The sequence below is a fragment of the Flavobacteriales bacterium genome (genome assembly GCA_016699575.1).
Taxonomy (GTDB): domain Bacteria; phylum Bacteroidota; class Bacteroidia; order Flavobacteriales_F; family PHOS-HE28; genus PHOS-HE28.
Genome location: CP064979.1, coordinates 460,925 through 477,079 on the forward strand (window position 1 = coordinate 460,925; position 16,155 = coordinate 477,079).

The following is a 16,155-nucleotide window of genomic DNA, read 5'->3' on the forward strand; positions in this document are numbered from 1 at the left end:
CCCGGGTAGTTTAGCGCATTCACTATGCGCATGCAGAAGATGCTACGAGCACTGTTGGGGGGGGCCGCACTATTGGTACTTGGATCGGCACATGGGCAATGCACGGCCAATGCCGGTCCGCCCAACGTGAACATCTGCGCCGGGGGGCCGCAGCAACTGAACGGCTCGGCCAACGGTGGCCAGCCGCCGTACACCTACCAATGGGCTCCTGCGGCCGGACTGAGCAACCCGAACATTGCCAACCCCATCTGCACCGCCACCACCACGACCACCTATACGCTCACCGTAACCGATGACAACGGTGTGCAATGCACCGATGACATCACGGTGACCGTACTTCCCACGGCTGACGCGACGCTCACCAGCAGCAATGCGCTCTTCACGGTGTTCAACGGCGTGCCCACGTTCTACAAGTGCTCCGCGAACCCCAGCTCTTTGTACTTCTTCGACTTCGGTGGATCGGCCACCGCAGGTGCATCGCATACCATCAACTGGGGTGACGGCTCGCCCAACTACACGGCGACAGGGAACACTTGGCCCACACAATCGCACACCTACAACCAAGGGATCTACACGATCACGTACACGATCACGCAGGGCAACGGCTGCAACGACACGCAGACGTACAGCGTGTTCCTGGGAACGAACCCGGCCGGTGCCTTGGTGAACCCCGGCAGTACGAACGGCTGCGGTCCTCTCACGCTCACCTTCCCCATCGTTGGATGGACCACCAACACGCCCGGCACCATCTACACGGTGACGTTCAACGACGGCACGCCACCGATCGTGTACAGCCATCCGCCCCCGGCGTCCATCACACACACCTTCGCCATCGGTAGTTGCGGCACCACCAGCACCGACGGCATCAACACCTACACGAACAGCTTCTCGGCCAACATCCTCATCGAGAACCCGTGCGGAACAAGCGGCAGTACCGTGCTGCCCATCACGGTGAGCCTTGCCGGTCAGAGCGGCTTCACCATCAGCCCGAACGACACGGCCTGCGTGGCGACCACCGTGACGTTCACGAGCACGAGCACGGGCAACGAGATACAAGGGGCCGTGTGCGACCTCACCCCTGCCCTGCTCTGGAGCATCGCACCCGCCGCAGGCTGGACGATCAGCAGCGGATCGCTCGGCAATAACAATGGCTTCATTGGTCCCACCTACGATCCCAGCAGCTGGCTCACCGGCAGCCAATCGCTCGGTATCAACTTCAACACGCCGGGCACGTACGCCGTAACGCTCGTCACGGGCAACTCATGCGGCGGTGACACACTTGTGCAGTCCGTCTGCATCGAAAGCCCGCCGGTGCCAGCGTTCACGATGAACCCGGTGCTGGGCTGCGCACCCTTGCTGAGCCTTACGGACAACACCAGCACCAGCCCGAACAGTTGCTTGACCCGCTATCAGTGGAACGCTGTCTTCAATGGTGCACCGTGCGGTGGCGCTGGTACATGGAACTACGCGGGCGGCACCTCGGCCACCAGCTTCGAACCGCAGTTCAATTTCACCAGTCCGGGAAACTACACGGTGACGCTGCAAGCGATCAACTCGTGCGGCACCTTCCCTGTGAACCAGTCCGTCACCGTTGGTTCGCCGCCGCAAGTGGTGCTGAACCCGTTGCCGCAGATCTGCGAAGGCCAGAGCGTGACACCGTCCGCGACGTTCACGCCGTGCGGCAACCCCATCACCAGCTACAACTGGACGATGACAGGCGGCAATCCGGCCACCGCAAACACGCAGAACCCCGGTAGCATCACCTACAACACGGCTGGCAGCTTCACGGTGACCGCGAGCGCAACCAACTCGTGCGGCACCGCCAGTGACAGCGAACCGATCACCGTCATCGATACGCCACCCGCGCCCACGGTGCTGCCAGCAGCGATCACCTTGTGCGCAGGCCAGACCTTGAACCTGAATGCCACCACCGTGCCCGGCGCCACATTGAGTTGGACAGGTCCCGGAGGATGGAGCGCGAGCGGTGGCACGCCGAGCATCGCGAACATCACCGTCGGCCAGGGAGGCATTTACACTGTCACCTCAACATTGAACGGGTGCACCGGACCGAGCAGCACGGTATCCGTGACCGTGAACACCGCGCCTGCGATCAACATCGCCGTGAGCGACCCCGTGATCTGCGTGGGCGATGCGGTGACGTTGACGGCCAGCGGCAGCAGCAACTACACCTGGACGGCCAATGGTGCACCCGCCGGGAGCGGCACCACCATCAACGTTTCCCCAACGGTGAACACGACCTATGTGCTCACGGCGACGCCGGGGGGCGGCTGCCCCGGCACGGCGAGCACCTTGGTGCAAGTGAACCCCTTGCCCGCAGTGAACGCCGGACCCGACGTAACCCTTTGCGATCAACCCATCGGTGTTCAGCTGGTTGGTTTCTCGCCTGCCGGTGGTACTTGGAGCGGTAGTCCGAACGTGACTTCCGGCGGCCTCTTCACCCCGAACGGTGCGGGCACGTTCAACCTTACCTACACCTACACCGATGCCAACGGCTGCGTGAACAGCGATCAGATCACCGTGACGGTGAACCCGCTGGGCGCTCCCGCGAACGCGGGTCCGGATGAAACGCTCTGCGTTGGTGATCCTGCGTTGCAACTGCCGCTCACACCGGGCGGTGGCACTTGGAGCGGCAGTCCGAACGTGACGGCCGGCGGTCTCTTCACGCCGATCACAGCAGGCAGCTTCGTGCTTACCTACACCGTTGGTGCTGGCACCTGCCAAACGACCGATGCCATGACGGTAACCGTGAACGCGCTGCCCGTGGTGAACGCAGGCCTCGATCAGACCGCATGCACGAACGGAGCGACGATCACCTTGAACGGAACGCCAGTTGGTGGCACCTGGACCGGACCGGGCCTAACAGGCAGCACATGGGATCCCGCAACCGCTCCGCTCGGCGCGAACAACCTCACCTACACATACTCCAACGCGAACGGTTGCACGGCGAGCGATGCGATCATGATCACTCTGTTCGCCGCGCCGGTAGTTGATGCAGCAGGGCCTTGGACCTTGTGCGATCAGCCGGGCAGCACGCAACTCACGGGTGCGTTGCCGGTGGGCGGCACCTGGAGCGGTCCCTTCATCACACTTGCTGGCAGTTTCGGCGGTAGTGGCGTGGGCTCGTTCACCGTGTACTACAACTACACGGATGCGAACGGGTGCAGTGGCATCGACAGCACGGTGATCGATGTGGTGCCCGTGCAGAACCCCGCGAACGCCGGTCCTGACGAACACGTTTGCGAGGGCGATCCTCCTTTCGGCTTGGCCAGCATGCCTCCCGGGGGCACATGGAGCGGCAGCATCTACGTGGCCGCAAATGGAACGTTCACGCCGAGCGTTGCGGGAACGTACGTCCTCACCTACTCCGTCGGCAACGGGAGTTGTTTGACAAGCGACCAGATGGTGGTGACGGTGGACCCTCCACCGACAGTGACCGCGGGCAATCCTGCGAGCTTCTGCGTTGATGATGCGGCCACGCAGTTGAACGGTACACCGGCAGGCGGCACTTGGAGCGGCACCGGGGTCGCGCCCGGCGGAAGTTTCGACCCCGCCCTTGCGGGAGTTGGTCAACACACGCTCACCTACAGCTACACCTCGCCGATCGGCTGTTTCAACAGCGCCACCGTGGTATTGACCGTTAACCCGCTGCCCGTAGTGGATGCGGGTCCTCCGATCGTCTTCTGCGACCAGCCCTTCCCGCAGCAGATCACCTCCGGCACACCGGTGGGCGGCACGTGGTCAGGACCGAACGTCACCGCAGGCGGTTCGTTCACCCCGAACGGCGTCGGTACGTTCTCGCTCACCTACACCTACACCGACGCGAACGGTTGCACCAACAGCGACAACCTGCAGGTGGATGTTGTGCCGATCGTGAACCCGGCGACCGCTGGTGCGGACATCGGCATTTGCGTGGGTCAACCTGCGTTCCAATTGGCCGGTTCGCCGATCGGCGGTACATGGTCCGGCACGCCGCTGGTGACACCTACAGGCACGTTCACGCCCAGTGTTGCGGGTGTGTACACGCTTACCTACACCGTGGGCACCCTGACCTGTCTCACCAGCGACCAGATGACGGTGACCGTATTCCAGCTGCCCACACCGGCCATCACCAGCGTACCGAACGTTTGCGTGGACGGCGGCGTGCAAGTGATGGTTGCGAACCCGGTTGGTGGCACCTGGAGCGGTGCCGGTGTCATCGATCCGAACGCAGGTACGTTCGACCCGGCACAACTGGCCCCTGGCGCGTACAACATCACCTACACCTACACCGATGCGAACGGCTGCACGAACAGCACTGCGGCCATCGCTGACGTGAACGCCTTGCCTATTGCGGCGTTCACCAATGACCCCATCGCCTGTCTCAACGCGCCGTTCCAATTCACGGACCTGAGCACAGGAGCGAGCAGTTGGCAATGGACCTTCGGTGACGGCGGTAGTAGCAACCTGCAGAGCCCGCAGTACACCTACACCGCGCTCGGGCAATACACGGTTACCCTCGTTGCAGGCACCGGCGCAGGTTGCGACGACACCACCAGTGTGAACATCGACGTTTGGGAGCCGCCCTACCCCGCGTTCACGGTTGCTCCTGACAGTGGTTGCGGGCCGCTCACGGTTGCGTTCGACAACCTGAGCACCGGCAACATCACCGGCTTCAACTGGGACTTCGGCAATGGTATCACCAGCAATGCGCAGTTCCCCGCGCCGATCACCTACCAACCGAGCATCATCGCCGACACTACTTATGTAATCACCCTTACCGCGAGCAACGTGTGCGGCGATGTGGATGCCGTGGACAGCGTGCAGGTTATGCCCGCACCGACGGCCATCTTCGGAACGGACTACAGCCAAGGCTGCTCGCCGTTCACCCCGAACATCGCCAACATCAGCATTGGCCTGCCCGATACGTACTCCTGGGATTTCAGCGATGGCACCACCAGTACCACGGACGATGCGCTCTTCACGCACACGTTCTTCACCGACACGGTGCCTACCACGTACACCATCACGCTCATCGTGGCGAACGAGTGTGGCAGTGATACCACCACTCAACAAGTCACGGCGTTGCCGAACACCGTCACCGCGTTCTTCAACACGGACCCTGCGGCAGGCTGCTCACCGCTCACCGTTGACTTCACGCAGTTCACCAGCGGGGCAACCTTCACCAGTTGGGACTTCGGCGATGGCAACGTGAGCGCGTTGCAGAACCCGAGCCACACCTTCTTCGCCGGTGCGAACGACACCACGTTCACCGTGACGCTCTTCGCCAACAACGGCTGCAGCTTCGATACGGCCTACGCCACCGTGACGGTGTTCGCACAACCCATCGTCGGCTTCACCTATGCCCCCGACAGCGTTTGCGTGAACGTGCCGTTCCAATTCACCAACACGAGCCAGAACGCCGCCAATTACATCTGGGACTTCGGCGATGGCAACGGCAGCAACCTCACCGACCCGCAGCACAGCTACACCACCAGCGGCGTGTGGCCGGTGATGCTCACCGCGACAAGTCTGCTGAACGGCTGTGTGGACAGCGTGACCGTGCCGGTGACCGTGATCACGAGCCCCGTGGTGTCCATCGGTGTGGTGCCGCAGTTCGGCTGCATGGCGCTCGATGTGCAGTTCACGAACGCCACCACGAACGCCGTGTTCTACAGTTGGGACTTCGACGATGGCAACACCAGCGGTTTGCAAACACCCTCACACACATTCGCGAACGACGGCACCTACCTCGTGCAGCTCATTGCCGAGAACCTCAGTGGCTGCAGCGATACCGGCTACACGCAGGTGAACGTGTATCCCCTGCCGGATGCGGCGTTCACGTTTTCGCCGGGCCTCAGTTGCACCTCGCCGGTGGACGTGCAGTTCGACAACAACAGCAGTGGCGCCATCGGTTTCCAATGGGGTCTGGGCAACGGCCAAACGACTGCTCTCAACGACCCTGTGGGCACATACAATTCGCCGGGCACCTATACCATCGAACTAGTTGCCTTGAACCAATACGGCTGCACCGATACTGCCACGGCCGACTTCACCGTGTACCCGACCCCGGTTGCCGACTACACCGTGGAACCGAACCCTGCGTGCGCCACCTATCCTGTGCAGTTCACCGACCACAGCCTGAACAACAGCATCTGGGAATGGAGCTTCGGAGATGGTGGCGGCAGCACCGCTGAGGATCCCGTGCACACATACATGCAGGCGGGGATCTATGATATCACCCTCATCGTGGGGGGCGCAGGTGGATGCACGGACACGTTGTTGGTGGAGGACGGCATGGTGGTGAACCCGACACCCATTGCCGAATTCGGATGGGACACCCTGCTGACGCTCGACAATGCCCTGCAGTTCGACAACCTCAGCCTGGGCAGCGTGCAGTGGTGGTGGGACTTCGGAGACGACGAGACCTCCACCGAGTTCGAACCCGTGCACCTGTTCCCTGCGGACGGTGGACCGTTCGTGGTGTGCCTGGTGGCCGAGAACGCTTTGCAATGCCCTGACACTGTTTGCAAAGTGATCAACGTGCCGGGTGATCTAGGCGCATACGTGCCGAACGCGTTCACCCCTGACGGCGATGGCTTGAACGACGGTTTCCGTCCCAGCATGGTCGGTTTCGACACCGATCGCTGGAACTACCGCTTCATGATCTTCGACCGCTGGGGCCAGCTCTTCTTCGACACCAACGACCGCAGCGCCGAATGGGACGGCACCTTCGGTGGCCAGCAAAGCCCTGTGGACGTCTACGTCTGGAAGGTGTTCATGAGCACTGTGGGCGACGAGCGCAACTGGACCGGGCACGTGACGTTGGTGCGGTAGTTCCGGAACCGTAAGTCAGGTCTGCGCCGCCCGGTCAGCCTACTTTCGCGCCGCCGTTGCCGCATGGGACGGACAAGCATGAGCGGACTGGACAGGATCGAGGATGCCGTGGCCGATATCAAGGCAGGCAAAGTGGTCATCGTCGTGGACGATGAGGACAGGGAGAACGAAGGAGACTTCATAACCGCAGCGCGCAACGCCACACCGGAGGTCATCAACTTCATGGCAATGCACGGGCGCGGGCTGATCTGCGCGAGCCTCACCGAGCAGCGCTGCAAGGAACTGGAGCTGGACCTGATGGTCCGCGACAATACAGCGCAGTACGAAACGCCGTTCACCGTGAGCGTTGACCTCAAAGGCCACGGCACCACAACCGGCATCAGCGCTAGCGACCGGAGCAAGACGGTGCTTGCGCTCATCGACCCGAAGACTAAGCCCAACGAACTGGGCCGCCCTGGCCACATCTTCCCGCTGAAAGCCCGCGATGGAGGCGTGCTGCGCCGCACCGGCCACACGGAAGCAACCGTTGATCTGGCGCGCCTCGCAGGGTTCGAGCCGGCCGGTGTACTTGTGGAGATCCTCAATGAGGACGGCACCATGGCCCGGCTGCCGCAGCTGCGCGAGATCGCCAAGCGCTTCAACTTGAAGCTTGTTTCCATTGCAGACCTGGTCGCCTACCGCCTGCGCACCGAACGCTTGGTCGACCGCTTGGTGGAAGTGCAACTGCCCACCGAGCACGGCGATTTCAAGCTCATCGCGTTCAAGCAGACCACCACCGGCGAGGAACACCTGGCATTGGTGAAAGGCGAGTGGAAGGAAGAGGAACCGGTGCTGGTGCGGGTGCACAGCAGCTGCATCACCGGCGACGTGTTCGGCAGTTGCCGCTGTGATTGCGGTCCGCAGCTGCACGCCGCCATGCGCGCCATCGAGCGCGAGGGCCGGGGCGTGGTGGTGTACATGCACCAGGAAGGGCGCGGCATCGGGCTCATCAACAAATTGAAGGCCTACAAGCTGCAGGAAGAAGGCCACGACACCGTTGAAGCGAACAAGCTTCTGGGCTTTGACAGCGACGCACGCGACTACGGCGTGGGCGCGCAGATCCTAAGGGACCTGGGCGTGCAGAAGATCCGCTTGCTCACCAACAACCCCAAGAAACGCTCCGGCCTCATTGGTTATGGTCTGGAGATCGTGGACAACGTGGCCATCGAGGTGCAAGCCAACGACCACAACCGTGGCTACCTGCTCACCAAGAAGCTGAAGATGGGGCACGATCTGAGGATCGAGTGATCACGTTCTAGTCGAACACCACGTCCTTCGCACTGCGCCGGAACACGTTGCGCACTTTCTGCCAGAACTCCGGCAAACTGTTGAACTCCTCCCGGTAGGCCACGCCAGCGCCTTGGGTGGTGGGCGCCTGGTCCACCTGGTTCAGGTTGCGGTCGTTGCTCACGCTGAAGGCCTTCAAGCGGAGCTTCCCATCGGCGGTGAGCAGGTATTCCACTTGGAAATCGCCGATGAGCGCGTTCGTCTGGGCGGCATTGGTGTTGCCGTACAGCACGCCCACATTGGTACTGAGCAGCAAGCGTTCGTTGAGCAGCGCCGTGCTCAATGCCAGCGCCACTTCATCCTGCGACACATTGGAGCCCGGTCGGTAGTTCACACCGAGGTCAACATCGCTGCTCAGCTTGCTGAGCCAGTTGCTCACCTGATTGCTGAGCAGTTCGCTGGCCGTGGTACCGGCCACATTGCTGCTGCTGCCGCCCACCTGGCCGTAACTCTCGGGTGTGTTGAACTTGTTGAGCACGATAAGGAAGAACACCTGCCGGCTCAGCTCGTCCGGATCGGAAAGTGCGCTGCGGACCTGGGCCTTCTCGTTCTCATCGGCGCGCGGCAGCTCAATGCCGTAGTTGATCTGCGGGTTCATGAGCTTGTCCTCCAAGTGCATCACCACATCCACCGGCACCCGGTTGCGGTATGCCTCGCGGTTCTCGCGCATGATGTCGTACAACGGTGCGCTCAGACGGTACACCGCACGCAGGTCGAGCTGCGCGTCGAACGGATCGCCGAACCATGTGATACGGCCGCCCGGCACCAATGAGAACTGCTTGTTGACCAGGTTCCTCAGGGTGAACAGGTAGTCCCCTTCCGTTACCTCCAATCCGCCGTTCATCCTGAATTCGCCGCTGGGGCTGACCGTCATCTCCATATCGCCACGCGTGCGCGCACTCAGCACGTCACCCACGGTTGGATCGAAGATGAGCTCGAATCGTGCGTCCGGCGTCACTTTCACTTTCATCTCCAAGCCGATGCCAGTGAGGTCTATGGCTTCCTGGGCCGCGATCGCAGCGCTGTCGGCACTGACGAAGCGGATGAAGTCCACACCGCTCACCTCGGTGCTGCCGCCCAACGGGAATTTGATATCGGTGCCGCGCTCGGTGGTGGCGTCAACGTAGATCCACAAACGGTCCAGGTACCCGCTGATGCCCACGTCGCCACTGGCATAGGCGCGACCGAAGTAGAGCGGGTTCATCGCAGCGGTGGTGTTCATGCACAGCATGCGCTGCATCTCCACGCTCACGTCGAAGTTCCAATCCTTGAACCCGTTGTGCAGGATCGTGCCGTTCGCGAAACCCTGGTTGCCTTCTTCGTCGATCACTTCCACCCGGTCGATGGCGAACATGGTCGGCGTCACGTTCACAGCGTGCGTGAAGTGGTAGCTCGTGTTGAGGTAGTCGATGCGCATGCCGGCGTCATCCAGTTGCAAACGGCCATTGGCTTGCGGTGCAGCGATCGTTCCCGTGATGTCCACCTGGCCGGTGACCTTGCCTTGGATATCGCTCAAGCCCTCTTCGATGAACGGGTTAACGAAGGACAGGTCGAGGTGGTCGAAGCGGGCCTTGATGTCCAGTTCCTCGGCTTTGCCGGGGGCCACGGTTCCGGTGAAGGCCATTGCGTCCACCAAGCCGGTACGCAACGAACCGTTCACGTCCACCTCGCGGTCGGTGTTGTCCCATGAAGCCGCGAACCGCACATCGCCGAGCGGCTTGTCGCCAATGGCCATGCTGTCTATGCACAGGTAACTGAGCAGGAACGGCGAGCGGTAGAGATCGAACACACGGCCGTCTCCTTCGATTTTACCATGCAGTTCCGGGCCTTCGAAGAAGGGCATCACGTTCTCCAAGCGGACATTGTCGAGAGCGAAGGCCATGGGCAGGCTAGCGTCATAACTGAGGTACCCGTCCAGCATCACATCCTGCCCTTCGTTGCTCAGCACGAGCGAGTCCACGCGCACAGTTGAAGTGTCGATGCGGATATGCGCGCTCGCGTCGTTCGTCCAGATGCCTCGTCCGAAGAACAGGCGGCTGGGAAAAAGGTCGAGGTCAACGGACTTCGGGCTCTCGACCATGCCCACCACGTTCAGTTCGCCGTTGGTGCCCGTGCTGCTGGCATCCCAATCAGCGGTCAGCTCCACTTCGTCCTGATAGGCCTTGCCGCTCACGCCGATGCCGCCGATCCACGTGCTGTCGCCAAGCGACTGGCGTGCACTGCGCAAGCTGAAGGCCAGGACATCCAGCGTCTTGTCGGCAATGACCACCACGCTATCGCCACTGAATGTTCTGTAACGCAACCGGGGCAAACTGGCGGAGAGCCCAAGATCGAAGGTGCTGGTATTCAAGTACCCGTTGATCACACTGCCGTTCGCCACTTCCAGGTCCGGAGCCACCAGACCGAGGATCGTTCCGGCGTCCTTCACCTGCACCACGAACGAGAAGTCCTGTTTCTTCTGCTTGAAGCGCACTTCCTCCTCCAAGCTGGGGAAGACACTGTACACCACGCTCTTCAGGGCATCGGGCAATTGCGTGGGCAGGAACTCGCCTTCCACTTCGGCATCAGCGAAATCGCTGCGTAGCTGCAGTAGTGGTCGTCCGTTGCGCCGGTCGCTGCGCAGTTCGATATCGCCAAGGTCGTGGTCGCCATCGGCCGTGCAATAGCTCAAACCGTCCACCATGATGTAACCCTTCAGGCTATCGGGTGCAAACGTTCCGGCGGCCCGCACCTCGGCGGAAGCGACATTGTATTTGTCGGTGGGCAGCAATCCCAAGGCTCTCAGGTCAGCGTGCGCAACAGTGCTGTGGAAGTCCACCTTCGGCCATCGCCCGCGCAGATCGGCCAGCCCTACGAAGTCGAGCTGCAGCTTGGGGTCGTTGATGCGGGCAGCCCCGTTGAACAGGTTGCGTTGCAAGGTGCCGTTCACATCGATCCCTGTGATCTCAACACCGTTGAAAACGAACGATGGCACGCGCCCGATCAGCTCGCTCTTCATGGTGCGCACGTCCTTGCCGCTTGCGTGCACTTCCAGATCGCTGGTGATGGGCCCCACGAGGTTGTCGTTCACCAACCGCCCCAGGTCGAAGGCTTCGGTGGCCAAGCGGCCGTTCGCACCGAACACATTGGTGAGCGTGTCGCGTTCGAAGCTGAGCGCCATGCCCAGGTTGCCGATGTCCGTCCGTGAGCGGCCGCGTGCCGTGAAGCTGTTGAGGAAACCCGTGAAGTTGCCGCGGAAACCGATGTTGCCCATGCGGGCCACCTCAACTGGCACGTCGATGGTGCGCTGCTCGATGAACGGCGGTTGCGGGAGTGTGGCGATATCGGCGGAATTGGTGTTCAGGTCCTCGACGTCGATGACCATGAAGGTGCCACGGATATTTGGCAGCCCGCTCAGTTCGCCGCGGCCTTTGAAATGGCTCTGTTGCCCGAACCACAGGTCGATGTCACGGCCCTTCAGTTCGCTCACCGTGCCTCTGAACCTTCCCTTGAGCGTTACAGGCAGGTCCACCCCACGAAGCTCCGAGGTGAACCACGCGATGTCCGCGAACTGCAACCGCGAGCTGTCCAGGTCGAGCCGCATGTGCACGCTGTCCACGAACTGGTTGTACGCCTTCCAGTTCGGCGAGGTGAACTTCAATTGGCCTTTGACATCGCTGCGAGGTGTGCGCAAATGCATGTCATGCACCTTGATGCCCCGGCCGCTCACGGTGGCCAGGCCGCTCAGGCCATCAACCCGCAACCCGCTCTTCTCGCTCAGGTTCACGGTGCTCAACAGCGCCACGATGCTGTCGCCGGCCACACGCAGGTCGGTGCCGATCACATTGGCATCGGGGATGTCGATGTGGCTGAAATCGACGATGAGCGGCTCAGGCTCGTGGTTGCCGCTATTGAAGGTGAAGTTGAAGCCCGTTACGTTGAACCGGTCCACGGCTATGGTCCATTCCGGCGCTGCCGTGGTGTCCTCCGGACTGCTCCCCAACTTGTCGATGAGCTGCTCCAGATTGCTCCGGTGGTCGCCTTTCTTGGTATCGAGCCTTAACCGGATGTCGTCCACGTCCACTTGGCGAGCGGTCACCCGATGCGTCCGCGGGTGCAAGCGCCAGCGGTTGAGCCGCAATACGCGCGCATGGATGAGCGTGTCGCCGTGCAGGTCCTCAACGTACAGCCCATGCAGCCTGATGGTGCTGAACGGACGGATCTCCACCCGGTCCACCCGGACAGTGGCCCCCAAAAGCCCGGACGCCTCACCGCTGGCCCACTGCGCGAGCAATGTTTGCACGCCGGGCATGAAAAGCAGCCCGATGCCAATGACAAGCAACAGCAACAGGATGAGCACGGTGCGAACGGCGAAGCGCAAGAAGCGCTTTAGGATGCGGGCCGTTTTTTCCACTCCGTTGCCTTTCGCAGGGAAGGGACAAGAACCGGACCTTCGCGGCCGGTTGCAGCCCTCCGGCCAAAAGTAGCCGCCCCGCCTTGCCCGCCCCCGCCCCGGTGATCATCCTCGGTATCGAGAGCAGTTGCGACGAAACCGCGGCCGCAGTGCTTGTGGACGGTTCGGTGCGCAGCAACATAGTGGCCGGGCAAGCCGTGCATGCCCAATGGGGTGGCGTGGTGCCGGAACTGGCCAGCCGCGCGCACCAGGAGAGCATCGTACCTGTTGTGCACCAAGCGTTGCAGGAGGCCGGGGTAACGCCGCGCGACCTGTCCGCCGTGGCCTTTACGCAGGGGCCCGGGCTCATCGGCGCCCTGCTCGTGGGCTCGTGTTTCGCCCGCAGCATGGCCCATGCCCTGGGCAAGCCGCTCATCGCAGTGGACCACTTGAAGGCACACGCCCTTGCCCACTTCATCGAGGACGGCGACCACCGCGCCAAACCCACCTTCCCCTTTCTCAACCTTACCGTGAGCGGTGGCCACACCCAATTCGTGGTGGTACGCTCGGCTATCGATATGGAGTTGATCGGCACCACCCTGGATGATGCCGCCGGCGAGGCCTTCGACAAAGGGGCTAAGTTGCTGGGCCTGCCCTATCCCGGTGGTCCGCTCGTTGACAAACTGGCGATGCAAGGCGATGCCTCGCGGCATGCGCTGTCGCTGCCCAATTTGCCGGGTCTTGAGATGAGCTTCAGCGGATTGAAGACCGCCTTCCTCAACCTCGTGCAACGCGGGGTGCAGAGCGACCCGGGGTTCAAGACCAAAGAACAAGCCCACCTGTGCGCCGCGCTGCAACACGCCATCATCCGCGTACTGGTGAAGAAGACCCGCATGGCGGTTGACCATACCGGCATAAAGCGGGTGGCCATCAGTGGAGGCGTGAGCGCGAACAGCGGATTGCGCGCCGCCCTTTCCGCGGAGGCCACGGAGCGCGGTTGGGAATTGTTCGTTCCACCCCTTGCCTACTGCACCGACAACGGCGCCATGATCGCCATGGCCGGACACTTCCTGCTCGCTGCCGGCCAAGTCACCGCGTTGGACGTGGTGCCGAAGGCCCGGTTCATTTGAGGTGTATCCCGATCCTTCAAAACTCGTAGGACGGCACCATTTCTGCCCCATGCCCGGCCTCTACTTTCGTCCCATGTTCCGACGGTTCTTCAGCTCCGCTTTCGTGCTTACCAGTGCCCTTGCGCTCACCGCGCAGGATGCCCAGCGCCTGATCGCGCAGGGCGACAGCGTACTGGCGTTGGGCAAGCCGCAGAAGGCCGTGGAATATTTCGACAAGGCGGTGAAGGCGCAAGCCGACGCACGCAGCCTGGCCGCACGCGCCAGTGCTTGGTATGCGTTGGACCAGCCCAGTAAGATGCTCGATGACCTGGACCGTGCATTGAAGCTCGACAGCATTTCCCCCGAAGCGAACTATCAGCGGGCGCTTTATGCTATGCGCGGCCAGAGTTGGACCACTGCCGACATCCATGCGGACAAGGCCGTACGCCATGCAGCCCGGGAGCCCCTGCGCTCACAGGCACTCATTGTGCGGGGCGAGGCGCGGGCTGAAATGAAACGTCACAGTGCTGCATTGGGCGACTTGGAGGAAGGCTTGCGCTTGGTGCCCAATGACGCGGCCGCACTGCGTGTGCTAGCCCGCCTTTACGACCAAACGAAGCAATTCGAGAAGGCGCTGAACACGCTTGATCACTTGATCCGGCTTGAGCCCAAGGACATGGGCCACCTCGTGAACAAAGGCTTCGAACTGGCGCAATTGGGCCGGCACCCCGAAGCGCTCACCGTCTATGACGAGGCAGCCAAGTTCGATGCCGAAGAGCCCGTCCTGCTGAGCAACCGCGCCTACAGCCTGATGGAACTGGGCCGCAACGATGAAGCCTTCAAGGAGGTGAAGAGGAGCTTGGCGCGCGATCCGGGCAACCCCTTCGCGCTTCGGACACGTGCCGTGCTATGGTTGCGCAAAGGCGAGCGCGGAAAAGCGTGTGAAGATCTCCAGCTGAGCAAGGCCATCGGTCCCGGTCCGGAGGTTGATGCGCTCATTCTTGAGCACTGCGGCGGTGCAACGCCACGTCGCTGAACGCTCAGATCACTTGCAGGATATGGCACTTGAGGTAGTGTGTCTCGGGTGCGCCCCAAAGAACAGGATGGTCCGGCGGCTGGCCAGCTGAGTAAACTTCTCGCAGTTGTTTGCCGGCATCGCGCGCGGCGTCCTGGATGGTCTTGCGGAAAAGATCCGGCCCCATGTGGAAGGAGCACGAACACGTGACGAGGAAGCCGCCCGGCGCAAGGCACTTCAGCGCACGCAGGTTGATCTCCTTGTAGCCGCGCACGGCGTTCTCGAGCGCGCTCCTGCTCTTGGCGAACGCAGGCGGGTCGAGCACGATCACATCCCAGCGAGCGCTGTCACGACTCGCCGCGGTGAGGAAATCGAACACGTTGGCCACGCGGAAGTCGCAGCGCTCATCAAGGTTGTTGAGCCCGGCGTTCCGACGGGCCAGCACAACAGCTTCCTCGCTGATGTCGAGGGCGGTCACCTCGCGCGCGCCATAGTGCGCGGCATGCAGCGCAAAGCCGCCGGTGTGCGTACAGCAATCGAGCACGCGTGCACCTTGCACGATGGGAGCGATCGCCGCGTGGTTGCGCACTTGGTCCAGGAAGTGGCCGGTCTTCTGGCCCGTGGCCACGTCCACTTCCATGCGTATGCCGTTCTCCTGTATCGTGATGCGCGTCCTGAAAGCCCGGCCGATCGGGCCGGCCAACGGTTGCAGTCCCTCTTTTTCCCGCACGGGCACATCATTGCGCTCAAAAATGCCCCGCGGACTGAAAAGTGAGCGCAGTTCATCGGCCACCACGTCCTTCCAGCGCTCCATGCCAAGCGCCAACGTCTGCATGGAAATGATGCAGTCGCCCGGGTTGTCGGCGTTCACGAAACGGTCCACGATGAGGGAAGGCAAACCATCGCTCTCGCCGAACACCACGCGGCAACTACCGGTGTAGCCCAAGCGCTGCCGGTGCAGCCACGCCGCCCTCACACGGTGCCGTATGAAGTCCCCGTTCACGGCGGCCCGCACATCACGAGTGAGCAATCGAAGGCGGATGACGCTCTTGGGGTTGATGAAAGCCAGGCCCAATGTCCCCTTCTTCACGTCCACGACTTCCACCACATCGCCGGGCTCGAAGTCGCCCTCGCTGCGCACCACTTGGCTATCGAAGATCCACGGATGGCCCGCAGCGGATCGGCGGTGCGGATCGGTGATGAAGACGCGGGCAGGCATGGGACCAAAGGTGAGGGAATGACCGGGGGCACCGCTCCTGCACACCGTAAAAAATACACGGAACCGGGTATTGTGGCGGCCGTTCTCCTTATGGCGGTACTGATCGCCGTTTGCCTACCACAACCCCAGCTTGAAGGAGGCCCTCCTGGCCTGTTCGGAGGTAAGCTCTCCGCGCAAGCCCCACCCTCCCGGACAACTCGGAGCTGCCACAGTATTGGGAACGTTACCGACGGGCTCACCCGTGAAAGCGAAGGGCCGCCTTCTGGGCAGCCCTCGCACG

The 16,155-nt window shown here is 62.2% G+C and carries 6 protein-coding genes; 4 read left to right on the forward strand and 2 right to left on the reverse strand.

The window, feature by feature from the left end:
* The first annotated feature begins 30 nt into the window (after positions 1-30).
* Positions 31-6,834, forward strand: coding sequence for a PKD domain-containing protein (locus tag IPJ76_02035; GenBank protein QQR87030.1), 6,804 nt, complete (start codon positions 31-33; stop codon positions 6,832-6,834).
* A gap of 78 nt (positions 6,835-6,912) precedes the next feature.
* Complete coding sequence (locus IPJ76_02040) at positions 6,913-8,121, forward strand: bifunctional 3,4-dihydroxy-2-butanone-4-phosphate synthase/GTP cyclohydrolase II (protein ID QQR88375.1); 1,209 nt, start codon at positions 6,913-6,915, stop codon at positions 8,119-8,121.
* Between the two features lie 7 nt (positions 8,122-8,128).
* On the opposite strand, the gene IPJ76_02045 is transcribed toward IPJ76_02040, so the two are convergent.
* A complete protein-coding gene (locus tag IPJ76_02045; protein QQR87031.1) occupies positions 8,129-12,520 on the reverse strand; it encodes a translocation/assembly module TamB in 4,392 nt (1,463 codons plus the stop codon).
* Positions 12,521-12,654: 134 nt separating this feature from the next.
* On the opposite strand from IPJ76_02045, the gene tsaD reads away from it, so the two are divergent.
* Together tsaD and IPJ76_02055 are read left to right on the forward strand one after the other, a co-directional pair.
* Positions 12,655-13,662 (forward strand): tRNA (adenosine(37)-N6)-threonylcarbamoyltransferase complex transferase subunit TsaD, encoded by a 1,008-nt coding sequence (gene tsaD, locus IPJ76_02050; GenBank protein ID QQR88376.1) that lies wholly within the window; start codon positions 12,655-12,657, stop codon positions 13,660-13,662.
* 73 nt (positions 13,663-13,735) lie between these two features.
* A complete protein-coding gene (locus IPJ76_02055; GenBank protein QQR87032.1) occupies positions 13,736-14,677 on the forward strand; it encodes a tetratricopeptide repeat protein in 942 nt (313 codons plus the stop codon).
* A 4-nt stretch (positions 14,678-14,681) separates the two neighbouring features.
* On the opposite strand, the gene IPJ76_02060 is transcribed toward IPJ76_02055, so the two are convergent.
* Entirely contained in the window at positions 14,682-15,875 is a 1,194-nt protein-coding gene (locus IPJ76_02060) for a class I SAM-dependent rRNA methyltransferase (protein QQR87033.1), read from the reverse strand.
* Positions 15,876-16,155 lie beyond the last annotated feature (280 nt).